The organism is Pseudomonas sp. NPDC090208 (assembly GCF_044746785.1).
Taxonomy (GTDB): Bacteria; Pseudomonadota; Gammaproteobacteria; order Pseudomonadales; family Pseudomonadaceae; genus Aquipseudomonas.
The window spans coordinates 376,138-397,444 of sequence record NZ_JBIVCU010000001.1; the positions used below are offsets into that span (position 1 = coordinate 376,138).

The following is a 21,307-nucleotide window of genomic DNA, read 5'->3' on the forward strand; positions in this document are numbered from 1 at the left end:
GTAGGAGTGAGCTTGCTCGCGATTGCATCGTGTCAGACACATCATCTCTGGCTGGTGCGACGCCATCGCGAGCAAGCTCACTCCTACAACGACGCGTAAGGCCAATCACATCAGTGTTGAATGACCTTGCGCCATCGCGGGCAAGCGCGCTCCTACAAAGGCATGCACCGTTCGAGAACGGCGCATGCCCTTGGATTCAAACCGGCTCCACCACCTGCGGACGACGCACTTCCGGCTGTTTCCAGCCATCCGCCGCTGCTTCTTCGATGGCCTGCTGGATGGCTTTCTTGCGCTTTTCTTCGGCACGACGGCTGAAGAACCACACCAGGAAAGTCGCCAGCGACACCGCCAGCAGAATCAGGCTGGCAATCGCGTTGATCTCCGGCTTCACGCCCAGACGCACCGCCGAGAACACTTCCATCGGCAGGGTCGTCGAGCCTGGGCCGGACACGAAGCTCGCCAGCACCAGGTCATCCAGCGACAGGGCGAAGGACATCATCGCGCCCGCCGCCAGCGACGGCGCGATCATCGGGATGGTGATCAGGAAGAACACCTTCCACGGCCGCGCACCGAGGTCCATGGCCGCCTCTTCGATGGACATGTCCAACTCGCGCAGACGCGCCGACACCACGACTGCCACGTAGGCCGCGCAGAACGTGGTGTGGGCAATCCAGATGGTGACGATGCCGCGTTCCTGCGGCCAGCCGATCAGTTGCGCCATCGCCACGAACAACAGCAGCAACGACAGACCAGTGATCACTTCAGGCATGACCAACGGCGCGGTGACCAGGCCGCCGAAGAAAGTACGGCCTTTGAAGCGAGTCACCCGGGTCAGCACGAACGCCGCCATGGTGCCCAGCGCCACTGCGGCAATCGAGGTGTACAGGGCGATTTCCAGCGAGCGCATCACTGCGCTCATCAGTTGCACGTTGTCCAGCAGGCCGACGTACCACTTCACCGACCAGCCGCCCCAGACTGTCACCAGCTTGGAGGCGTTGAACGAATAGATCACCAGGATGACCATCGGCGCGTAGATGAAGATCAGTCCCAGCACCAGCATCAGGTTCGAGAATCGGAAGCCTCTCATGCTTTGCCCTCCAGTTCTTTGGCCTGGCTACGGTTGAACAGAATGATCGGCACGATAAGGATCAGCAGCATCACCACCGCCAGCGAAGACGCCACCGGCCAGTCGCGGTTGTTGAAGAATTCCTGCCACAGGACCTTACCGATCATCAGCGTTTCCGGGCCACCCAGCAGTTCCGGAATGACGAACTCGCCCACCACCGGAATGAACACCAGCATGCAGCCGGCGATGATGCCGTTCTTGGACAGCGGCACGGTGATTTTCCAGAAGCTGTTGAAGGTGCTCGAACCCAAGTCCGAAGCGGCTTCCAGCAGGCTCTGGTCGTGCTTCACCAGGTTGGCGTAGAGCGGCAGGATCATGAACGGCAGGTACGAATAGACCACGCCGATGTACACCGCCAGGTTGGTGTTGAGGATCTGCAGCGGCTCGTTGATCACGCCCAGCCACATCAGGAAGGCGTTGAGCAGGCCGTTATTGCTGAGGATGCCCATCCACGCATAGACGCGGATCAGGATCGCGGTCCAGGTCGGCATCATGATCAGCAGCAACAGTACCGTCTGCATTTCCTTGCGCGCGATCGAGATGCCGTAAGCCATCGGATAGCCGATCAACAGGCACAGCAAGGTGCTGAAGAACGCCATCTTCAACGAACCGAGGTAAGCCGAGATGTACAGGTCGTCACCGGTCAACAGCGCGTAGTTGGCGAAGTTGAGGACGATGTCGAGCTTCTGCTCGGCGTAGGAGAAGATCTCGGTGTAAGGCGGAATCGAGACGTCGGCTTCGGCGAAGCTGATCTTGATGACGATCAGAAACGGCAGCGCGAAGAACAGGAACAGCCACAGGAAAGGAACGCCGATGACCGCCTGACGGCCATTGGGCGTTATCCGGGTAAGCGCACGTTTGACCTTTCGCATTTTCATGAGCGCAGTACCACGCCGCTGTCGTCTTCCCACCAGACGAAAACTTCGTCATCCCAGGTCGGCCGCGTGCCCAGACGCTCGGAGTTGGCGACGAAGGACTGCACCAGCTTGCCGCAGGCCAGTTGCACGTAGAACACCGAGTGACCGCCCAGATAGGCGATGTCGTGGACCTTGCCGCGCGACCAGTTGTACTCGCTGCTCGGCTGCTCGGTGGTGATCAGCAGTTTTTCCGGGCGAATGGCGTAGGTGATACGTTTGTCTTCCACCGACGTACTGACGCCGTGGCCGACGTAGATATTGCGCTCCAGCTCCGGGCTGCGGATCAGCGCGTGGCCTTCCATGTCCTCGATGACTTCACCGTCGAACAGGTTGACGTTGCCGATGAACTCACAGACCAGACGGCTGGTCGGGGTCTCGTAGATATCCACCGGGCTGCCGATCTGGGCGATCCAGCCCAGGTGCATGATGGCGATGCGCTGGGCCATGGTCATGGCCTCTTCCTGGTCGTGGGTCACCATCACGCAGGTCACGCCAACGCGCTCGATGATCTCCACCAACTCCAGTTGCATCTGCGAACGCAGCTTCTTGTCCAGTGCGCCCATCGGCTCGTCGAGCAACAGCAGCTTGGGCTTCTTCGCCAGCGAACGGGCCAGAGCCACACGCTGACGCTGACCGCCGGACAGCTGGTGCGGCTTGCGCTTGGCGTACTGGGTCATCTGCACCAGTTTGAGCATCTCGTTGACGCGGCTTTCGATCTCGTCCTTGGGCAGCTTGTCCTGCTGCAGGCCGAAGGCGATGTTCTGCGCCACGGTCATGTGCGGAAACAGCGCGTAGGACTGGAACATCATGTTGATCGGACGTTCGTACGGCGGCATGTCGGTGATGTCGACGCCGTCGAGGAAAATACGCCCCTCGGTCGGCCGCTCGAAACCGGCGAGCATGCGCAAAAGGGTCGACTTGCCGGAGCCGGAGCCGCCAAGCAAGGCGAAAATCTCGCCCTTGTTGATCTGCAGAGACACATCGTCCACAGCAACCGTCTCATCGAACTTTTTCGTGACCCGATCGATTTTGACCAGCACCGATTTCGGTTGCTGACCACCCTCGAGGGCTTTTTTGTAGGCGCCGGAGGCAACTGCCATGGGTGAAACTCCCAACTGTTTGTGCGCCCGATCAAGGTGACCGGGCGCCAAGGTCTTTATTTACCGGATTTGATCTTGGTCCAGCTGCGTGTCATCACGCGCTGAATCTTGGGTGGCAACTCGGAGTTGACGTACAGCCGCGCCTGTACGTCTTTCGGCGGGTACACCGACTCGTCGTTGCGGATGTCCTGATCCATGAGGGTATCGGAGGCCGGGTTCGGGTTGGCATAGCCGACCTGATCGCTGACCTTGGCGATGACCTCAGGCTTGAGGATGTAGTTGATGAACGCGTGGGCAGCCTTGACGTCCGGCGCATCGGCAGGAATCGCCAGCATGTCGAACCACAGGTTGCCGCCCTCTTTCGGAATCACGTAGGCGATGTTGACGCCCTTGCCCGCTTCTTCGGCACGGGCCTTGGCCTGGAACACGTCGCCGGAGAAACCGGCAGCGATGCAGATGTCGCCGTTGGCAAGGTCAGTGATGTATTTCGACGAGTTGAAGTAGGTCACGTACGGCCGGACCTTGAGCAACTTGTCTTCGGCGACCTTGTAGTCTTTCTCGTCGGTGCTGTTCGGGTTACGGCCCAGATAGTTGAGCACCGCCGGCATCATTTCATCCGCCGAATCGAGGAAGGCGACACCGCACTTCTGCAGCTTCTTGATGTTCTCCGGCTCGAACAGCACGGCCCAGGAGTCGATGGTGTCGACGCCCAGCACTTGTTTGATCTTCTCGACGTTGTAGCCGATGCCGTTGGTGCCCCACAGGTAAGGCACGGCGTACTGATTGCCCGGATCGTTCTTCTCCAGACGTTTCATCAGTTCAGGGTCGAGATTGGAATAGTTGGGCAGTTGCGACTTGTCGAGTTTCTGGAACGCACCGGCCTTGATCTGTTTGCCAAGGAAGTGGTTGGACGGCACGACCACGTCATAGCCGGTATGACCGGCCAGCAACTTGCCTTCCAGCGTTTCGTTGGAGTCGAACACGTCGTACTTGGTCTTGACCCCGGTGGCGGACTCGAAGTCCGCCAGGGTCGTGGTACCGATGTAATCGGACCAGTTATAAATGCGGACAGTGGATTCCGCGTAGGCACCGACGGCGAGCGTCAGGCCGGCCCCGAGCAGCAAGCCTTTGGAAAATAAAGAAATAGACACGTGTGCAGTCCTTTTTAAGTAGGTGAGCCTGTTGCCCGTGCCGACGACAGTAGCGACTGCCTGTGACAAATCCGGCGCGCAACTTACCTTCGATAAACCCTTCTCGCAAAAAAACTTTTTCTGACACAGGAACTGCAGGAGTGAGCTTGCTCTGGGCGGCATCACGATGGCGCCATGTCAGACGCCACGGATGTCACAGATACACCGTCATCGCGAGCAAGCTCACTCCTACACAAGCGGCATGTGCCAGCCGAAGCTGGCACATGCCATCGGCCTTATTTGCCCGACTTAATGTTGGTCCAGCTGCGGGTCATGATCCGCTGGGTGGCCGCTGGCAGGTCGGCGATGGCATACAGCTTGGCCAGGACGTCTGCCGGTGGGTATACGCCCGGGTCGGAAGTGATGTCCTTGTCGACGAACTCGGTCGCCGCAGCGTTGCCGTTCGGGAAGTGCACGGCGTTGGTGATCTCGGCCATGACTTTCGGCTGCAGGATGAAGTTCATGAACTTGTACGCGCCTTCGACGTTTTCGGCGTCTTTAGGAATCGCGACCATGTCATAGAAGCTGCCGGCGCCTTCCTTCGGAATGTTGTAGCTGACCTTGACCTTGCCACCGGCCTCTTCGGCGCGAGCCTTGGCCTGGTAGACGTCACCCGAGTAACCGACGGCTACGCAGATGTTGCCGTTGGCCAGGTCCGAGATGTACTTGGACGAGTGGAAGTAGGTGATCGAAGGACGGATCTTCTTGAACAGGGCTTCAGCCTTCTCGATGTCTTCCTTCTTCTGGCTGTCGGTCGGCAGGCCCAGGTAGTGCAGCGCCACCGGCAGCATTTCGGTTGGCGAGTCGAGGAAGCTGACACCGCACGCCTTCAGCTTGGCAGCGTTTTCAGGCTTGAACAGCAGATCCCAGGAATCCACCGGCGCATCGGCGCCCAGTGCAGCCTTGACCTTCTCCGGGTTGAAGCCGATGCCGATCGAACCCCACATGTACGGGAAGGCGTGCTTGTTGTCCGGGTCGCTGACCGACACGGCCTTGAGCAGCGACGGGTTCAGGTTTTTGTAGTTGGACAGTTTGGACTTGTCCAGCTCCTGATAAACACCGGCCTTGATCTGTTTGGCCAGGAAGTTGTTCGACGGAACAACGATGTCGTAACCCGACTTGCCGGCCAGCAATTTGGCTTCCAGCGTCTCGTTGCTGTCGAAGACGTCGTACACCACTTTGATGCCCGACTCTTTCTCGAAGTCGGCGATGGTGTTCGGGGCGATATAGTCAGACCAGTTGTAGACGTGCAGGACTTTGTCGTCAGCATGTGCAGCGGCGGACACAACGCCCGTCAGAGACAGCGCGAGGAGGGTTTTGCCAAATTTCTTCATGCGTACAGCTCCAATGATTTCCATGTTGTTGGCGGCGTTTGAAACAGCCGTTAGTCTGGCAATTTCCTGGGCGGGCTTACAAGCTGAGCGGCCTGCCATGTTGCATAACTTTCAAAGATTTCATCTGTTTGTGAACACAGGGTCCACTGTAGGAGTGAGCTTGCTCGCGATTACGTTTGATCCGGCACTGCATCTGTAGCTGACACACCGCCATCGTCGGGATGCCGCCCAGAGCAAGCTCACTCCTACAGGCCTTTACTTGTTCAACTCGGCCAAAGTCAGGTCCAGACAGTGACGCGCTTTCTCCACCAGTTCGTCGATCTCGGCCAGGCTGATCACCAGCGGCGGCGCGATGATCATGGTGTCGCCGACCGCCCGCATGATCAGCCCGTTATTGAAGCAGAAACCACGGCAGATCATGCCCACGCCCAGATCCGCATAACGCTCGCGGGTGGCCTTGTTCTTGACCAGCTCAATGGCACCGAGCATGCCGACGCCCCGAACTTCACCCACCAGCGGATGATCGCTCAGCTCGCGCAAACGCTTTTGCAAGTATGGTGCCGTTTCGGCTTTCACTCGCTCGACGATCTTTTCTTCACGCAGGATGCGGATGTTTTCCAGACCCACCGCCGCTGCCACCGGGTGACCGGAATACGTGAAGCCGTGGTTGAAATCGCCGCCCTCGTTGAGCACCGCGACCACTTCGTCACGCACGATCACGCCGCCCATGGGGATATAACCGGAGGTCAGGCCCTTGGCGATGGTCATCAGGTCCGGCTTGAGGCCGTAGAAATCGCTACCGAACCACTCACCGGTGCGACCGAAGCCACAAATCACCTCATCGGCGACGAACAGGATGTCGTATTTGGCGAGGATTTCCTTGATCTTCGGCCAGTAGGTGTCGGGCGGAATGATCACGCCACCGGCACCCTGAATCGGCTCGGCGATGAAAGCACCGACATTGTCTTCGCCGACTTCGAGGATTTTCTTTTCCAGCTGCTCGGCAGCCCAGACACCAAATTCGTCCGGGGTCATGTCGCCGCCTTCACCGAACCAGTAAGGCTGCGGGATATGCACGATGCCCGGAATCGGCAGGTCGCCCTGTTCGTGCATGTAAGTCATGCCGCCGAGGCTGGCGCCCGCGACAGTGGAGCCGTGATAGCCGTTGACCCGGCTGATGATGACCTTCTTGTTCGGCTTGCCCTTGACCGCCCAGTAGTGACGGACCATGCGCAGCACGGTGTCGTTGCCTTCGGAGCCTGAGCCGGTGAAGAAGACATGGTTCATGCCTTGCGGCGCGACTTCGGAAATGGCTTTCGCCAGTTGCAACGCTGGCGGGTGAGCGGTCTGGAAGAACAGGTTGTAATACGGCAGCTCACGCATCTGTTTGCTGGCGGCTTCGGCCAGCTCGTCACGGCCGTAACCGACAGCCACACACCACAGGCCGGCCATGCCGTCGAGGATCTTGTTGTCTTCGCTGTCCCACAGATAGACGCCCTTGGCGCGGGTGATGATGCGCGGGCCTTTCTCTTTCAACTGCTTGAAGTCGCTGAATGGCGCCAGGTGATGGTCGCTGCTGAGGGTTTGCCATTCGCGGGTTTGCGGATTGTTGGAACTCATGAACCACTCCATAGACTGGGTAACGCATGTCAGGCGCCGCGGGCCCGGAAAGCCCGGCGGCACCTGGGATCGTCAGACGGCGAAAAGCAGGAATTCCCGCTCCCACGAACTGATCACACGCTTGAAGTTTTCGTGCTCGGCGCGCTTGACCGCGACGTAGCCGGTCACAAAGGTCTTGCCGAGGTATTTCTCCACGGTCTTGCTGTTTTCCATCCGCTCCAGCGCGTCCTCGATGGTCAGCGGCAGACGCAGGTTGCGTCGCTCGTAACCACGACCGACCACCGGCGCGCTCGGATTGATGCCTTCAACCATGCCGATGAAACCGCACAGCAGGCTGGCGGCAATCGCCAGATACGGGTTGGCGTCGGCACCCGGCAGACGGTTCTCGACACGACGGTTCTGCGGGCCGGCATCCGGTACGCGCAGGCCGACGGTGCGGTTCTCTTCGCCCCACTCCACGTTCACCGGCGCCGAGGTATCCGGCAGGAAACGGCGGAACGAGTTGACGTTGGGCGCGAACAGCGGCAGCAGCTCGGGAATCAGCTTCTGCAGGCCACCGATGTGCTGCAGGAACAGCTGGCTCATGGTGCCGTCTTCATTGGCGAAGATGTTCTTGCCGGTCTCGATGTCGATGATGCTCTGGTGCAGGTGCATCGCGCTGCCGGGCTCGCCGGTCATGGGCTTGGCCATGAAGGTCGCAGCCACGTTGTGCTTGAGCGCCGCCTCGCGCATGGTGCGCTTGAACACCAGAATCTGGTCGGCCAGGGACAGTGCATCGCCGTGACGGAAGTTGATTTCCATCTGCGCGGTGCCGTCTTCGTGAATCAGCGTGTCGAGGTCCAGGTTCTGCAGTTCGCACCAGTCGTAGACGTCTTCGAACAGCGGGTCGAATTCGTTGGCAGCTTCAATGGAGAACGACTGACGACCGGTTTCTGCACGGCCGGAACGGCCCACCGGCGGCTGCAACGGATAGTCCGGGTCGTCGCTGCGCTTGGTCAGGTAGAACTCCATCTCCGGCGCGACAATCGGCTGCCAGCCCTGATCGGCATACAGTTTCAGGACTTTCTTCAGCACGTTGCGCGGCGACAGCTCGATGGGGTTGCCTTGCTTGTCGTAGGTGTCGTGAATCACCTGCGCGGTGGGCTCTATGGCCCAGGGCACCAGATACACCGCGTTCTGGTCGGGACGGCAGAACATGTCGATGTCCGCCGGATCCAGCAGTTCGTAGTAGATCTCGTCTTCTACATAGTCACCGGTCACGGTCTGGAGCAATACGCTTTCCGGCAAGCGCATGCCCTTTTCACCAATGAACTTGTTGGTTGGAGAAATCTTGCCCCGCGTAATACCGGTGAGGTCGGAAATCAGACATTCAACTTCGGTAATCCTGTGTTCTTTCAACCAATCGGTGAGCTGGTCGAGGTTGGTACTCATAAATACCTCAGGGGTTTTGAATCCTGATGGCCGTCATGGCGATCAGGCGTTTCTGGACGCCTCGGCGTCGCGTTGTGTTGCCCTTTTTCGACAGGCATCGCCAAATGCCTGAAAGATTGAAAGATAGTCGGGGTTCTGCGTCACCTGCCACTCGGGGTGCCACTGAACGCCCAGCGCAAACACATCGGCAGAAGCAAAAGGCGCGCCCGAGACTACCGAAACGGCTTCGATCAAGCCATCCGGCGCGGTGGCTTCCACCCTCAAACCAGGCGCCAGGCGCTCGATGCCCTGCCCGTGAATTGAATTGACACGAATTTCTTCGGGCAACCCCAGGCCGGCCAGAATGCCACCCGGATGGATGCGCATCGGATGGCTCGGAGCGTATTGAATTTCAACGGGTTCGTTGCTCGGTTCACGGTGATCCATGAAGGTTCCGGTTTCATGAACCTTCTGATGCAGACTGCCGCCAAACGCCACATTCATCTCCTGGAATCCGCGGCAAATGCCCAGCACAGGCACACCGGCGGCCACAGCGGCACGAATTAGGGGTAAGGTGGTGTGGTCACGCGCAGGGTCGTGGGCAGTGCCCGGAGCACTGGCAGGGCCGCTGTAGTGACTGGGTTCGACGTTGGAGGGAGAACCTGTGAAGAGCAGACCGTCGACGACCGCGAGGATGTCGGCGGGGTCGATGAGCTCAGCCAGCGAGGGCAGAATCAGCGGCAGTCCCCCGGCAGCGACAGCCACCGCGCGGACGTATTTGTCACCACTGATGTGATAGGCATGCGAGCCCATTTGCTGAGTACAGGCGGTGACGCCGATCAGCGGAAGGCGAAACATGTGACCCCCGGTATTATTGCTGTTATGGGTTGCAATCGAGCTTAGCCTTGTTCATTTTTTTACACAACAGCCCCGTAAAAAATAAAACACAGCCCGCTCAAGCCTGCAGTTCCCAAGACCTCCGACGCAAAATATTTGCCCTAAAGTGCGGCAAAAAAGCCGGTTTTGCGCCCTTTCAGGGCAAAACAGGGCTCTCTTGACTTCGTCTGGCCTTTCGGATTGACTGAAACCCGTAATGCTCGATGATTGATATTTTCAACAACAAAGGTGTTGCATCATGTCGGTACCCCCGCGTGCCGTTCAGCTTAACGAAGCGAACGCGTTCCTTAAGGAACATCCTGAGGTTCTGTACGTTGACCTTCTGATTGCGGATATGAATGGAGTGGTGCGCGGCAAGCGCATCGAACGCACCAGCCTCCATAAGGTTTACGAAAAAGGCATCAACCTCCCGGCTTCTCTTTTCGCACTGGATATCAACGGCTCGACGGTGGAAAGCACCGGCCTGGGTCTGGACATCGGTGACGCAGACCGAATCTGTTATCCCATCCCTGACACCCTCTGCAACGAACCGTGGCAGAAGCGTCCAACCGCACAATTACTGATGACCATGCACGAGCTGGAAGGCGCGCCGTTCTTCGCCGATCCTCGCGAAGTGCTGCGACGCATCGTGACCAAGTTCGACGAGCTGGGTCTGACCATCTGCGCCGCGTTCGAACTGGAGTTCTACCTGATCGACCAGGAGAACGTGAACGGTCGTCCACAACCACCACGTTCGCCGATCTCCGGCAAACGTCCGCACTCGACACAGGTCTACCTGATCGACGATCTGGACGAATACGTCGACTGTCTGCAGGACATCCTCGAAGGCGCCAAGGAACAAGGTATCCCGGCCGACGCCATCGTCAAGGAAAGCGCCCCGGCGCAGTTCGAAGTCAACCTGCACCACACCGCCGACGCGCTCAAGGCCTGCGACTATGCAGTTCTGCTCAAGCGGCTGATCAAGAACATCGCCTACGACCATGAAATGGACAGCACCTTCATGGCCAAGCCTTACCCGGGCCAGGCGGGCAACGGATTGCACGTCCACATCTCGATCCTCGATCGCGATGGCAAGAACATCTTCACCAGCGAGGATCCCGAGCAGAACGCCGCGTTACGTCACGCGATCGGCGGTGTGCTCGAGACCCTGCCGGCGCAGATGGCGTTCCTTTGCCCGAACGTCAACTCGTATCGCCGGTTCGGTGCCCAGTTCTATGTGCCAAATTCGCCGACCTGGGGTCTGGACAACCGCACCGTGGCCGTTCGCGTACCGACCGGCACTGCCGATGCGGTGCGTATCGAACACCGTGTGGCCGGCGCCGATGCCAACCCGTACCTGCTGATGGCTTCGGTACTGGCGGGTATCCACCACGGCCTGACCAACAAGGTCGAGCCGCCTGCGCCGGTAGAAGGCAACTCCTACGAGCAGCATGAGCAGAGCCTGCCGAACAACCTGCGCGATGCCCTGCGCGAGCTGGACGACAGCGAGATCATGGCGAAGTACATCGATCCGAAGTACATCGATATCTTCGTGGCGTGCAAGGAAAGCGAGCTGGAGGAGTTTGAACACTCCATCTCCGACCTTGAGTACAACTGGTATCTGCACACGGTCTGACCGTTGTGTGAAATAAGAAACGCCACCGCGCCGCGAGGTTCGGTGGCGTTTTTTATTCTGGACGAAACCCGCAGACCGCATCGCGGATGAATCCGCTCCCACAGGTTCCGGGCAGACCACAGAGATGTGTTCCACCGCAAAACCTGTAGCAGCACGGCTTGCCGCTGATTGGTGGGAGCGGGCTTGCCCGCGAAGGCATTCTGCCGGGCGGCGCTGTAGAATGCGTCTGCCCCGATCCAGAGAACCGCTCATGAACCGCCCCGCCACACCCCGCAAACCCCGCGCACGCAGTCAGGCGCGGATCGAGTCGATCCTTGATGCCGCACGCACGTTACTGGCGTCCGGCGGCGTGGCGAGCCTGTCGATCTACAGCGTGGCCGAGCGCGCGGAAATCCCGCCATCCTCGGTCTATCACTTTTTCGCCAGCGTGCCGGCCCTGCTGGAAGCGCTGACCGCCGACGTTCACGGGGCGTTTCGTGAGTGCCTGCAACAACCCATCGAGCACGACAAGCTGCAGCACTGGCACGACCTGTCGCGCCTGCTGGAACACCGCATGCTGGAGATTTACGACGCCGACGCCGCTGCCCGCCAGTTGATCCTGGCGCAGCACGGTCTGACGGAAGTGACACAGGCCGACCGCCAGCACGATATCGAGCTGGGCAATCTGCTGCATGAGCTGTTCGACCGGCATTTCCAGCTGCCGGCGCTACCCGATGACGTCGAGGTATTCGCCCTGGCGATCGAGCTGGCCGACCGGGTCTACGCACGATCGATGCAGCTGCACGACACCATCACCCCACGCATGGCCGAAGAAGGCATGCGCGTGTTCGACGCCTATCTGGGGCTGTACCTGCCGCCGTATTTGCCGAAAAAGCCCCAGTTGTAACCACCCGCCGAAAGGCCCCTATCGTAGGAGTGAGCTTGCTCGCGATTGCGCGGTATCAGACACCCACCTGGCGTCTGGAAAAACGCAATCGCGAGCAAGCTCACTCCTACAGAAACTGTGGGCCTCCTACGGGAAGCAGCAGCGACTCACAGCTTGGCGATCGACACCTCGGTGGATTTCACGAAGGCAATCACTTCGCTGCCCACGACCAGCTCCAGCTCTTTGACCGAGCGAGTGGTGATCACGGAGGTGACGATGCCCGACGCAGTCTGTACGTCGATTTCGGACAGGACGTCGCCGGTGACGATTTCCTTGATGGTGCCTTTGAACTGGTTACGGACGTTGATGGCTTTGATAGTCATGGTATGGCTTCCTTTGTGAGATCAAGTTCCGGCGCCTGATTGCGCCTGTTTACAGAGCCCAACGCAGTTGCGTCGGCAACGGTGAAGTGGGTTCGGGTTCGGGCGGGCTGCCAGGCAGCGACAGCACGCGGTTGAGGACTTCGGTTTCCAGCGCCGCCAAGCGGTGCGAACCGCGAGGCCGCGGACGCGGCAGATCGACTTGCAGGTCCAGCCCGATACGGCCTTCTTCGATGAGCAGGACGCGGTCGGCCACGGCCACCGCTTCGGCGACGTCGTGGGTTACCAGCAGCACGGTAAAACCATGTTTCTGCCACAGGCGCTCGATCAGTTGCTGCATCTCGATGCGGGTCAGTGCGTCCAGCGCACCCAGCGGCTCGTCGAGCAGCAACAGGCGCGGCTGGTGAATCAGTGCCCGAGCCAGCGCCACGCGCTGCTTCTGCCCGCCGGACAACGCCGCCGGCCATTCATCGGCGCGCTCGGCCAGCCCCACGGCTTCCAGCGCTTCCAGCGCCTTGCCACGCCAGTCGCCCGTGAGGCCCAGACCGACGTTGTCGATGATCTTTTTCCACGGCAGCAGCCGGGCTTCCTGGAACATCAGGCGGGTATCTTCCCGCGCATCGGCAAGCGCCGCGGAGCCGGCCAGCAGTTGCCCGCTGGAAGGCTTGTCGAGACCGGCCAACAGGCGCAGCAAGGTGCTCTTGCCACAGCCGCTGCGACCGACCACGGCCACGAATTGCCCGGCCGGAATGTGCAGATCGATGTCCTTGAGGACTTCACGCGAACCGAAGGTCTTCTTCAGCTTGCGCACTTGCAGGGGAATCCCGCGCAACAGGTTTGCCGGTTGTTGAAGATTGCTCATTGCGCACCACCCTTGACCGCTTGATACGCCGGGTGCCAACGCAGGCAGACCCGCTCCAGACCACGCGCCGCGAGGTCCGCCAGCTTGCCGAGAACGGCGTACAGCACGATGGCCAGGACCACCACGTCGGTCTGCAGAAACTCACGGGCATTCATTGCCAGATAACCGATGCCGGAACTGGCGGAGATGGTTTCCGCCACGATCAGCGTCAGCCACATGAAACCGAGGGCGAAACGCACACCGACCAGAATCGAAGGCATCGCGCCGGGCAGGATCACATGGCGGAACAGCGAGAAACCGCTCAGGCCGTAGCTGCGCGACATTTCCACCAGCGCCGGGTCGATGTTGCGAATGCCGTGATAAGTGTTCAGGTAGATCGGGAACAGCGTGCCCAGCGCCACCAGGAACACCTTGGCGCTTTCGTCGATGCCGAACCACAGGATCACCAGCGGGATCAACGCCAGGTGCGGTACGTTACGAATCATCTGCACCGAACTGTCGAGCAGGCGTTCGCCCCATTTCGACAGGCCAGTGATGAAGCCCAGCGCCAGGCCGATGCCACCGCCGATGGCGAAGCCGATACCGGCGCGCCAGCCGCTGATCGCCAGGTGATTCCATATCTCACCGTTGCGCACCAACGTCACGCCAGCCTCGATGACGGCGCTCGGCGCCGGCAGGATGCGGGTGGACAGCCAACCGGCGGTGACCGCCAGCTGCCAGATCGCCAGGAGCAAGACCGGTAGCAGCCAGGGCGCCAGTCTGTGAGTGATTTTTTCCACGCTCATGGAGTTGTCTCCTCTCAGGACCGGGGCTTATGGCGCTTTCGCGACAGCAGCAGGTGGCGTCCAGATCACATCGGCGATGCTGAGCGGTTTCGGAATCAGCTTGAGCTGGTAGAAGGTGTCGGCGATTTTCTGTTGCGCCGCGACCGTCTCGGGGGAGATGAACAGCGCACCATAGCCCTGCCGCTTGACCGAGATTCGGGTGATGTCTTCCGGCAGACCGAGCAGTGGCGCGACCTGTTTGGTGACTTCGTCCGGGTTGGCCTTGGACCACTCGCCCACCGCGCGCACTTCTTCGACCAGGGTCTGGATCACCTTGGGATTCTTTTCTGCGTAGGGCTTGGTCGCCAGGTAGAACTGATTGTTGTCGACGATGCCTTTGCCGTCACGCAGGGTGCGAGCCTGCAATTGCTGCTCGGCGGCGGCCTGGTACGGGTCCCAGATGACCCAGGCGTCGACACTGCCACGCTCGAACGCGGCGCGGGCATCGGCCGGCGGCAGGAACACGGTCTGGATATCGCTGTATTTCAGGCCCGCTTCTTCCAGCGCGCGGACCAGCAGGTAATGCACGTTGGAACCTTTGTTGAGGACGACTTTCTTGCCTTTGAGGTCTTTCACCGAGGTGATCGGCGAATCTTTCGGCACCAGGATCGCTTCGCTGGTCGGCGCTGGCGGCTCGGAGGCCACGTACAGCAGATCGGCGCCAGCGGCCTGAGCAAATACCGGCGGGGTTTCACCGGTCACACCGAAATCGATGGAGCCGACGTTGAGGCCCTCAAGCAGTTGCGGGCCACCGGGGAATTCGGTCCATTGCACCTGCACGCCCTGCTCGGCCAGTTTCTTTTCCAGCGAGCCTTTGGCCTTGAGCAGCACCAGGGTGCCGTATTTCTGATAACCGATGCGCAGGGTATCGGCCTGCGCTTGAAGGGTGACGCCGAAAGACACCGCCGCGGCAAACAGAGCGACCAGGCCTCGACGCAAAATGACAGTGCCCATGGCACGCTCCTTTGCTTGTAGCTGACAGGTGGCACCTGCTCGTCCGATGGCGGACCAGTGAGGTGTTGGGGTTCGTGACTGATGAATCAGTCGGGACGGGAGAACCTTAACAGCGGGGTTTTATTCTTTAAAATCATATTTATTCATTTGGTTAGAACCATATGAAATATGCAGATCATTCTGTAGGAGCTGGCTTGTCCTGCGAGCGGCGACGAAGTCGTCGTAAAATCTGACGACCATGCAGTTCTGACACACCGCATTCGCTGAATTTACGACTGCTTCGCAGCCGCTCGCAGGACAAGCCAGCTCCTACAGGGGGCACGGAGATCGGGCAAAAAAAAAGGGCCGATAAATCGGCCCGAATGTCGTGGTTGAAACGTTGAATCAGCGGTTGGGCTGTGGGGTCAGACGCAGGTACGGCGTGACGGCCTTGTAGCCTTTGGGGAAGCGCTCCTTGATCTCGGCTTCGTCCTTGATCGACGGCACGATCACTACATCCTCACCGTCCTTCCAGTTGGCCGGCGTGGCGACTTTGTAGTTGTCGGTCAGTTGCAGCGAATCGATCACCCGCAGGATCTCGTGGAAGTTGCGACCGGTGCTGGCCGGATAGGTAATGGTCAGACGCACCTTCTTGTTCGGGTCGATGACGAACAGCGAGCGTACGGTCAGGGTTTCGCTGGCATTGGGGTGAATCAGGTCATACAGCTCGGACACCTTGCGGTCGGCGTCCGCCAGAATCGGAAAATTGACGATGGTGTTCTGCGTGGTGTTGATGTCATCGATCCATTTGATGTGCGAATCCACCGGGTCGACCGACAGCGCGATGGCCTTCACGTTGCGCTTCTCGAACTCATCCTTGAGCTTGGCCGTGAAGCCCAGCTCCGTGGTGCACACCGGTGTGAAGTCTGCAGGATGGGAGAACAGCACGGCCCACTTGCCACCCAGCCATTCGTGAAATTTGATGCGTCCTTCGCTGGAATCCTGTTCGAAATCGGGGGCGATATCACCGAGTTTCAGTCCCATACGATCGTGCTCCTTTGGCAGTGAGTTATCCGGCTACTGTGCCTGCCGGGGTCTGGAAAATAAAAGACCGAAAAACGCTGTCGTCAAATCATTCGGGCATAAAAAAACCCCGCCGAAGCGGGGTTTCTTTTTCAACTCAACTCAACGCACTTATTTGAAGGCGTAGGTGTAGTTGAAGATCAGACGAGTCTGGTCGGCATCTGCAATCGAGGTGTTCTGGGCAGCAGTGCCCTTGAAGTCACCACGGTAGTTAGCACGACGCAGGGTAGCGCCGAAGCCTTTCAGAGGGCCGTCCTGGAACACGTAGTCGATACGCATGTCGCGTTCCCACTCAGAGCTGTCACCGATGTTTGCACCGCTGGTAGCTTTGATGTTGGTACCTTTCAGGTAAGCGAATGCCGCTTTCAGACCTGGAATACCTACGCGAGCGAAGTCGTACGAGTACTGACCGAAGTTGGTGGTTTCACCGGCACGGGCGAACTGGGCAATCATCGAGTCAGTGAACAGGTAGAAGCTGGAACCGCCTTCGCCTTCGATGTGAGTCGCGGCAGTACCGTCTTTGGTGATGTTGCCGTTGTTCATCCAGACGAAACCGCCGTCGTTGCCCACGTCCTGGTGACCGAGCATCAGAGAGTGGCCACCGAGGGAGTAGGTGAACATGGCCGACCAGGTCTTGTTGTCGACTTCGCCAGCGTGCTGGGCATAACCACCGTTGTTGTTGAAGCGGTAGCCGGTTTCACCGTTCTTGCCGTCGGAGCGGCTGTCGAAGTAACGCAGGTCAGTCTTGAACGACTGGTCGTCGGCGATCGGGAAGACGTGTACCAGACCCAGGAAAGTCTGCTTGTAGTAGTCTTCCAGCTGCGAGTGGTAAGCCTGCAGGGTCAGGTCTTTGGTGACTTTCCAGTCAGCACCGGCGAAGGTGAAGCTGTTGGAGTCCTGAGTACCACCGGCAACGGCCATACCGGCGTAGTTGCTCGATGCACGGCTGGCAGCTTGAGTCAGCTTACCGCCGGTGAAGGTCCAGCCATCCAGCTCTTTCGAAGTGACGATGCCGCCTTCGAAAGTTTGTGGCAGCAGACGACCGTCGTTCGCAACCAGGATCGGCAGGTTAGGCTGCAGGGCGTTACCCAGTTTCAGCTCGGTCTTGGAGATCTTGGCCTTGACGTTGCCGCCCAGACGCGCCCAGTTGTCCACGGACGAACCGTCGGTGTCAGTCGGGAAGAAGGTGTTGGAAGTGGTTGCGGTGTGGTGCTCGATGCCGCCACCCAGGTGGATGCCGTACATGCCTTGCACGTCCAGACCGAAACCTACGGTACCCGGGGTGTAGCCAGAGATGAAGTTGAACAGCAGACCTTCGGCAGTTTCGCGCTGGTCAGAAGCACGACGGCCATCACGCAGGTCGTTTTCGAAATACATGGTACGGGAACTGAGGGTTGCCTTGCTGTCTTCCAGGAAACCAGCTGCACCAGCCTGAGTGGCCAAGACACCTACAGAAACGGCCAAGGCCAGGGTGGACTTCTTCATTGTGTTTCGCTCCTCTTGAATCTAATTTTTGTAGTTCGTTGGCCCGGGGCTCGGAGGCTCAAGGCCGCGGATGCGCGATTAGCACTGGTCCCGACTCAGGGAGTCAATGGACCTACGACTAATTGACTAATCCACATAAACAGCTGGCTGCAAGGTAAGGGAATTCCTTTAATCCTAAAAAGACTTAATTGACCTGCATTTATGCTATGCAGTTATATGTCACAAGCCGTTTCAGCCGTCCGTTGCGGAGTGTATCGGCCTCGTCACGTAATTCCCAAAAAATATTTCTACCCCGTTCGTCAGATCGATAAGTTTTGCCACATCGTACGACCGGATCTCGACTCACCGGTCACGGAAAGTCTGCGAAACAAGGTGAGAATAGATACTTCAACTCGTTGAAAAATATGAACTTAATTACGGCGTAGACGTTTCTGCCAGGATTGTCACCCTGCAACCTGTCGCCTTTTTTCACGAGAGCGAAAGATGCCTCATCAGTTGACTGTTGAAGATCAACTGCGAGCGCTCCTCCACAAAAATCCATGCTGGCCCCGGTGCCAGCCCTGCAAGGCAGGGCTCGCGCGCGTGGGGCAAAATCATCCCTCAAGAAAGCCTCGGGGATGCTATTTACAAAATGTGACATTTCGATGAATGGTCAACTGGCCATCAGCTTTTTCACGGTTTTTTTCTCCGAGTGATGGGATGACGACACACATTCCTCTCTAAGCTCATGAAGAAAAGTTATTTATTTTGCGTTTCTTAGATCATTTACGCTCCGCAGCATTCCCCCTCGGCCTGCCTGACTCGGAGCCCCACCATGAAACTGCTCAAACCTCTTCGCCTGTTGGCGGCGCTGTCGCTGGCCGGCGCCAGCCTGATCGCTCAGGCTGCCGATTTCACCGTGGCTTACCAGACCACCGTCGATCCGGCCAAAGTCGCTCAGGCTGACGGCGCCTATGAAAAGGCCACTGGCTCGCACATTGCCTGGCGCAAGTTCGAAAACGGCGCCGACGTCATCACCGCCATCGCTTCGGGTGACGTGCAGATCGGTTATCTGGGCTCCAGCCCGCTGACGGCCGCGGCCACCCGCAAGTTGCCGGTGGAAACCTTCCTCATCGCGACCCAGATCGGCGCCGCCGAAGCCTTGGTCGCCCGTAACGGCGCCGGCATCAATGGTCCGCAAGATCTGGTCGGCAAGAAAATCGCCGTGCCCTTCGTCTCCACCGGCCACTACAGCCTGCTGGCCGCGTTGAAGCACTGGAACATCGACCCGTCCAAAGTGACCATCCTCAACCTTGCCCCGCCAGCCATTGCTGCGGCGTGGAAACGCGGTGACATCGATGCCACCTACGTCTGGGACCCGGCTCTGGGTGTCGCCAAGGAATCCGGCAAGGTGCTGATCACCTCCGGTGAACTGGCCAAAGTCGGCGCGCCGACGTTCGACGCCTGGATCGTGCGCAAGGACTTCGCCGACAAGCATCCGGAGATCGTCAAAGCCTTCGCCAAGACCACCCTCGATGCCTACGCCGAGTACCGCAAGGACCCGGCCGCGTGGCTGGCCAATGCCAGTAACGTCGACAAGCTGGTGAAGCTGTCCGGCGCCAAGGCCGCTGACATCCCGGGCCTGCTGCAAGGCAACGTCTACCCGCTGGCAGCTGATCAGGTGACCGAACTGGGCGCGCCGACCACCGAAGCCATCGGCAAGACCGCGGCGTTCCTCAAGGAGCAAGGCAAGGTCGATGCGGTGCTGGCGGATTACACCCCGTACGTCAGCGCGAAGTTTGTCACCCAGTAACAGATACCCCTTGTCGGCGAACGGTCTGCCCGCAACCACTGACTGTAGGAGCTGGCTTGTCCTGCGACCGGCGGGGCACCCGTCGTAAAAACCAGCGCACGCGGTATATCTGACATACCGCGTGCTCAGGATTTGCTGCCGGTCCCCGGCAGGTCGCAGGACAAGCCAGCGCCTACAGAGTTATCGCGCGTCTATATAAATGGAGTCACCCCATGGCCCTGTTACAGCTGGAGCGCATCAGCGCACAGTATCCCGGTGCGGCCGAACCGGTGCTGTCGGACATTTCCCTGAGCCTCGGCCCTCAGCAATTGCTGGTTGCCCTTGGGCCGTCCGGCAGCGGCAAGACTTCGCTGCTGAACCTGATTGCCGGTTTCGTTGCGCCGAGCGGCGGGCGTATCACCCTCGACGACAAACCGGTCCACGGCCCGAGTGCCGAGCGCGGCGTGGTGTTTCAGGACGATGCCCTGCTGCCTTGGCAAAACGTGCTCGCCAACGTCGCTTTCGGTCTGGAACTGGCCGGCGTGCCACGCCCGCAACGCGAAGCTCGTGCCCGCGAGATGCTCGCCCTGGTCGATCTGGCCGGTTTCGAGGCACGGCGTATCTGGGAATTGTCCGGCGGACAGAAACAGCGTGTCGGCCTGGCCCGCGCCCTGGCGGCCGATCCCCGCGTGCTGTTGATGGACGAGCCGTTCGGCGCGCTGGATGCCTTCACCCGTGAACAGATGCAGGAGTTGTTGCTGCAGGTCTGGCAGCGCAGCGCCAAGCCGGTGTTCCTGATCACCCACGACATCGAAGAAGCGGTGTTTCTCGCCACCGATCTGGTGCTGCTGGCGCCTCATCCGGGGCGGATCGTCGAACATCTCAAGCTCGATTTCGGCCAGCGCTACAGCGCCGGCGAGTCGGCACGGGCGATCAAGTCAGACCCGCAATTCATCGAAACCCGCGAACACGTCCTGGCCCGGGTGTTTTCCCAGCGCCAGAGCCTTCGGGAGCAGCAGGCATGAGTCAGTATCAGCAAGTGCTCACCAAGACCCCGGCAGCCAAGGCGCCTGTCACCGCGCCGGGCTTCTCTCTCAGCACCCGCGCGATCAGCGTGCTGACCCTGATCGTACTGCTCGGCGCCTGGTGGCTGGTCACTGCGCTGGCGTGGATCGAACCGCTGTTCCTGCCGCCGCCTTCCGCCGTGCTGGAAAAAGCCTGGTTGCTGATGACTCAAGGCTACATGGAATCCACCCTCTGGCAGCACCTCGGCGCCAGCTTGCAGCGCATCGGCCTGGCCTTGGTCGCCGCCGTGCTGACCGCGATTCCGGTGGGCATCGCCATCGGCCACAACCGTATCGCCCGGGGCATTTTCGACCCGCTGATCGAGTTCTACCGACCAATCCCGCCACTGGCCTATCTGCCGCTGATCGTGATCTGGTGCGGCATCGGCGAGTTTTCCAAGGTGCTGCTGATCTATCTGGCGATCTTCGCGCCCATCGCGATTGCCACCGCCACCGGCGTGCGCACGGTCGACAAGGCCCGCCTGCGCGCGGCGCAATCGCTGGGTGCCAGCCGCTGGCAGCTGATTCGCCACGTCATCCTGCCCAGTGCCCTGCCGGACATCCTCACCGGGGTGCGCATCGGTCTGGGTGTCGGCTGGTCGACCCTGGTCGCCGCCGAACTGATCGCTGCCACCAGCGGCCTGGGTTTCATGGTGCAGTCGGCAGCGCAGTTCCTCGTCACCGACGTGGTGGTGCTGGGCATTCTGGTCATCGCCCTGATCGCCTTCGCCCTGGAAATGGGCCTGCGCGCCCTGCAACGCAAACTGGTGCCATGGCACGGCCAGAACCACTGATTGATTGACTGACTACGCCGACACCTCGGCGCCGGAT

Annotated in this window: 19 protein-coding genes; 5 read left to right on the forward strand and 14 right to left on the reverse strand. The window is 59.7% G+C overall.

Features of this window, described 5'->3' with window-relative positions:
- Window positions 1–196: 196 nt before the first annotated feature.
- The 8 genes from ACIPL0_RS01540 to ACIPL0_RS01575 form a co-directional block, all read right to left on the reverse strand.
- Window positions 197–1,087, reverse strand: a complete 891-nt coding sequence (locus ACIPL0_RS01540; RefSeq protein WP_400594423.1) for an ABC transporter permease subunit — start codon at window positions 1,085–1,087, stop codon at window positions 197–199.
- Window positions 1,084–2,004 (reverse strand): ABC transporter permease subunit, encoded by a 921-nt coding sequence (locus tag ACIPL0_RS01545; RefSeq protein ID WP_400594420.1) that lies wholly within the window; start codon window positions 2,002–2,004, stop codon window positions 1,084–1,086. The genes ACIPL0_RS01540 and ACIPL0_RS01545 overlap by 4 nt, the downstream gene beginning before the upstream one ends.
- Window positions 2,001–3,143, reverse strand: coding sequence for a polyamine ABC transporter ATP-binding protein (potA, locus tag ACIPL0_RS01550; RefSeq protein WP_400594418.1), 1,143 nt, complete (start codon window positions 3,141–3,143; stop codon window positions 2,001–2,003). Before potA ends, ACIPL0_RS01545 begins: the two co-directional genes overlap by 4 nt.
- Before the next feature lie 56 nt (window positions 3,144–3,199).
- On the reverse strand, window positions 3,200–4,294 hold the full coding sequence (locus ACIPL0_RS01555) for a polyamine ABC transporter substrate-binding protein (RefSeq protein WP_400594415.1): 1,095 nt from the start codon (window positions 4,292–4,294) through the stop codon (window positions 3,200–3,202).
- A 275-nt stretch (window positions 4,295–4,569) separates the two neighbouring features.
- Window positions 4,570–5,667: a polyamine ABC transporter substrate-binding protein gene (locus ACIPL0_RS01560; protein WP_400594412.1), complete on the reverse strand. Its 1,098-nt coding sequence runs from the start codon at window positions 5,665–5,667 to the stop codon at window positions 4,570–4,572.
- Window positions 5,668–5,922: 255 nt separating this feature from the next.
- Complete coding sequence (locus ACIPL0_RS01565; protein WP_400594409.1) at window positions 5,923–7,287, reverse strand: aspartate aminotransferase family protein; 1,365 nt, start codon at window positions 7,285–7,287, stop codon at window positions 5,923–5,925.
- Between the two features lie 72 nt (window positions 7,288–7,359).
- Window positions 7,360–8,718 (reverse strand): glutamine synthetase family protein, encoded by a 1,359-nt coding sequence (locus ACIPL0_RS01570; RefSeq protein ID WP_400594406.1) that lies wholly within the window; start codon window positions 8,716–8,718, stop codon window positions 7,360–7,362.
- A gap of 42 nt (window positions 8,719–8,760) precedes the next feature.
- Window positions 8,761–9,555 carry a gamma-glutamyl-gamma-aminobutyrate hydrolase family protein gene (locus ACIPL0_RS01575; RefSeq protein ID WP_400594403.1) on the reverse strand — a complete coding sequence of 265 codons (795 nt, stop codon included), beginning with the start codon at window positions 9,553–9,555 and terminating at the stop codon, window positions 8,761–8,763.
- A gap of 277 nt (window positions 9,556–9,832) precedes the next feature.
- On the opposite strand from ACIPL0_RS01575, the gene ACIPL0_RS01580 reads away from it, so the two are divergent.
- A complete protein-coding gene (locus ACIPL0_RS01580) occupies window positions 9,833–11,209 on the forward strand; it encodes a glutamine synthetase family protein (RefSeq protein ID WP_400594400.1) in 1,377 nt (458 codons plus the stop codon).
- Between the two features lie 250 nt (window positions 11,210–11,459).
- Entirely contained in the window at window positions 11,460–12,095 is a 636-nt protein-coding gene (locus tag ACIPL0_RS01585; RefSeq protein WP_400594397.1) for a TetR/AcrR family transcriptional regulator, read from the forward strand.
- 146 nt (window positions 12,096–12,241) lie between these two features.
- Here ACIPL0_RS01585 and ACIPL0_RS01590 read toward each other — a convergent pair whose 3' ends face one another.
- The 6 genes from ACIPL0_RS01590 to ACIPL0_RS01615 form a co-directional block, all read right to left on the reverse strand.
- Window positions 12,242–12,457, reverse strand: a complete 216-nt coding sequence (locus ACIPL0_RS01590; RefSeq protein WP_062379390.1) for a molybdopterin-binding protein — start codon at window positions 12,455–12,457, stop codon at window positions 12,242–12,244.
- A gap of 49 nt (window positions 12,458–12,506) precedes the next feature.
- Window positions 12,507–13,316, reverse strand: coding sequence for an aliphatic sulfonates ABC transporter ATP-binding protein (gene ssuB / locus ACIPL0_RS01595; RefSeq protein ID WP_400594395.1), 810 nt, complete (start codon window positions 13,314–13,316; stop codon window positions 12,507–12,509).
- Window positions 13,313–14,101, reverse strand: coding sequence for an aliphatic sulfonate ABC transporter permease SsuC (ssuC, locus tag ACIPL0_RS01600; protein ID WP_400594392.1), 789 nt, complete (start codon window positions 14,099–14,101; stop codon window positions 13,313–13,315). Before ssuC ends, ssuB begins: the two co-directional genes overlap by 4 nt.
- A gap of 27 nt (window positions 14,102–14,128) precedes the next feature.
- Window positions 14,129–15,094, reverse strand: coding sequence for a sulfonate ABC transporter substrate-binding protein (locus ACIPL0_RS01605; protein WP_400594390.1), 966 nt, complete (start codon window positions 15,092–15,094; stop codon window positions 14,129–14,131).
- A 384-nt stretch (window positions 15,095–15,478) separates the two neighbouring features.
- Window positions 15,479–16,117: a peroxiredoxin gene (locus ACIPL0_RS01610; RefSeq protein ID WP_274133164.1), complete on the reverse strand. Its 639-nt coding sequence runs from the start codon at window positions 16,115–16,117 to the stop codon at window positions 15,479–15,481.
- A 150-nt stretch (window positions 16,118–16,267) separates the two neighbouring features.
- Window positions 16,268–17,641 carry an OprD family outer membrane porin gene (locus ACIPL0_RS01615; RefSeq protein WP_400594387.1) on the reverse strand — a complete coding sequence of 458 codons (1,374 nt, stop codon included), beginning with the start codon at window positions 17,639–17,641 and terminating at the stop codon, window positions 16,268–16,270.
- A gap of 814 nt (window positions 17,642–18,455) precedes the next feature.
- Between ACIPL0_RS01615 and tauA the strand changes: the two genes are divergently transcribed.
- From tauA to tauC, 3 genes are all read left to right on the forward strand, one after another.
- The gene (gene tauA / locus ACIPL0_RS01620; RefSeq protein ID WP_400594384.1) at window positions 18,456–19,433 is read left to right on the forward strand and encodes a taurine ABC transporter substrate-binding protein; all 978 of its coding nucleotides are present in this window, start codon (window positions 18,456–18,458) and stop codon (window positions 19,431–19,433) included.
- Between the two features lie 212 nt (window positions 19,434–19,645).
- Window positions 19,646–20,437, forward strand: a complete 792-nt coding sequence (gene tauB / locus ACIPL0_RS01625) for a taurine ABC transporter ATP-binding subunit (protein ID WP_400594381.1) — start codon at window positions 19,646–19,648, stop codon at window positions 20,435–20,437.
- A complete protein-coding gene (gene tauC, locus ACIPL0_RS01630) occupies window positions 20,434–21,270 on the forward strand; it encodes a taurine ABC transporter permease TauC (RefSeq protein WP_400594378.1) in 837 nt (278 codons plus the stop codon). Before tauB ends, tauC begins: the two co-directional genes overlap by 4 nt.
- The last annotated feature ends 37 nt before the right edge of the window (window positions 21,271–21,307 follow it).

Coding starts and splice junctions, on each gene's coding strand:
- ACIPL0_RS01560 (WP_400594412.1), bottom strand. CDS start 5,667: ATGAAGAAATTTGGCAAAACCCTCCTCGCGCTGTCTCTGACGGGCGTT.
- ssuB (WP_400594395.1), bottom strand. CDS start 13,316: ATGAGCAATCTTCAACAACCGGCAAACCTGTTGCGCGGGATTCCCCTG.
- ACIPL0_RS01565 (WP_400594409.1), bottom strand. CDS start 7,287: ATGAGTTCCAACAATCCGCAAACCCGCGAATGGCAAACCCTCAGCAGC.
- tauB (WP_400594381.1), top strand. CDS start 19,646: ATGGCCCTGTTACAGCTGGAGCGCATCAGCGCACAGTATCCCGGTGCG.
- ACIPL0_RS01615 (WP_400594387.1), bottom strand. CDS start 17,641: ATGAAGAAGTCCACCCTGGCCTTGGCCGTTTCTGTAGGTGTCTTGGCC.
- ACIPL0_RS01610 (WP_274133164.1), bottom strand. CDS start 16,117: ATGGGACTGAAACTCGGTGATATCGCCCCCGATTTCGAACAGGATTCC.
- ACIPL0_RS01540 (WP_400594423.1), bottom strand. CDS start 1,087: ATGAGAGGCTTCCGATTCTCGAACCTGATGCTGGTGCTGGGACTGATC.
- ssuC (WP_400594392.1), bottom strand. CDS start 14,101: ATGAGCGTGGAAAAAATCACTCACAGACTGGCGCCCTGGCTGCTACCG.
- ACIPL0_RS01580 (WP_400594400.1), top strand. CDS start 9,833: ATGTCGGTACCCCCGCGTGCCGTTCAGCTTAACGAAGCGAACGCGTTC.
- ACIPL0_RS01575 (WP_400594403.1), bottom strand. CDS start 9,555: ATGTTTCGCCTTCCGCTGATCGGCGTCACCGCCTGTACTCAGCAAATG.
- tauA (WP_400594384.1), top strand. CDS start 18,456: ATGAAACTGCTCAAACCTCTTCGCCTGTTGGCGGCGCTGTCGCTGGCC.
- ACIPL0_RS01585 (WP_400594397.1), top strand. CDS start 11,460: ATGAACCGCCCCGCCACACCCCGCAAACCCCGCGCACGCAGTCAGGCG.
- tauC (WP_400594378.1), top strand. CDS start 20,434: ATGAGTCAGTATCAGCAAGTGCTCACCAAGACCCCGGCAGCCAAGGCG.
- ACIPL0_RS01570 (WP_400594406.1), bottom strand. CDS start 8,718: ATGAGTACCAACCTCGACCAGCTCACCGATTGGTTGAAAGAACACAGG.
- ACIPL0_RS01545 (WP_400594420.1), bottom strand. CDS start 2,004: ATGAAAATGCGAAAGGTCAAACGTGCGCTTACCCGGATAACGCCCAAT.
- potA (WP_400594418.1), bottom strand. CDS start 3,143: ATGGCAGTTGCCTCCGGCGCCTACAAAAAAGCCCTCGAGGGTGGTCAG.
- ACIPL0_RS01590 (WP_062379390.1), bottom strand. CDS start 12,457: ATGACTATCAAAGCCATCAACGTCCGTAACCAGTTCAAAGGCACCATC.
- ACIPL0_RS01605 (WP_400594390.1), bottom strand. CDS start 15,094: ATGGGCACTGTCATTTTGCGTCGAGGCCTGGTCGCTCTGTTTGCCGCG.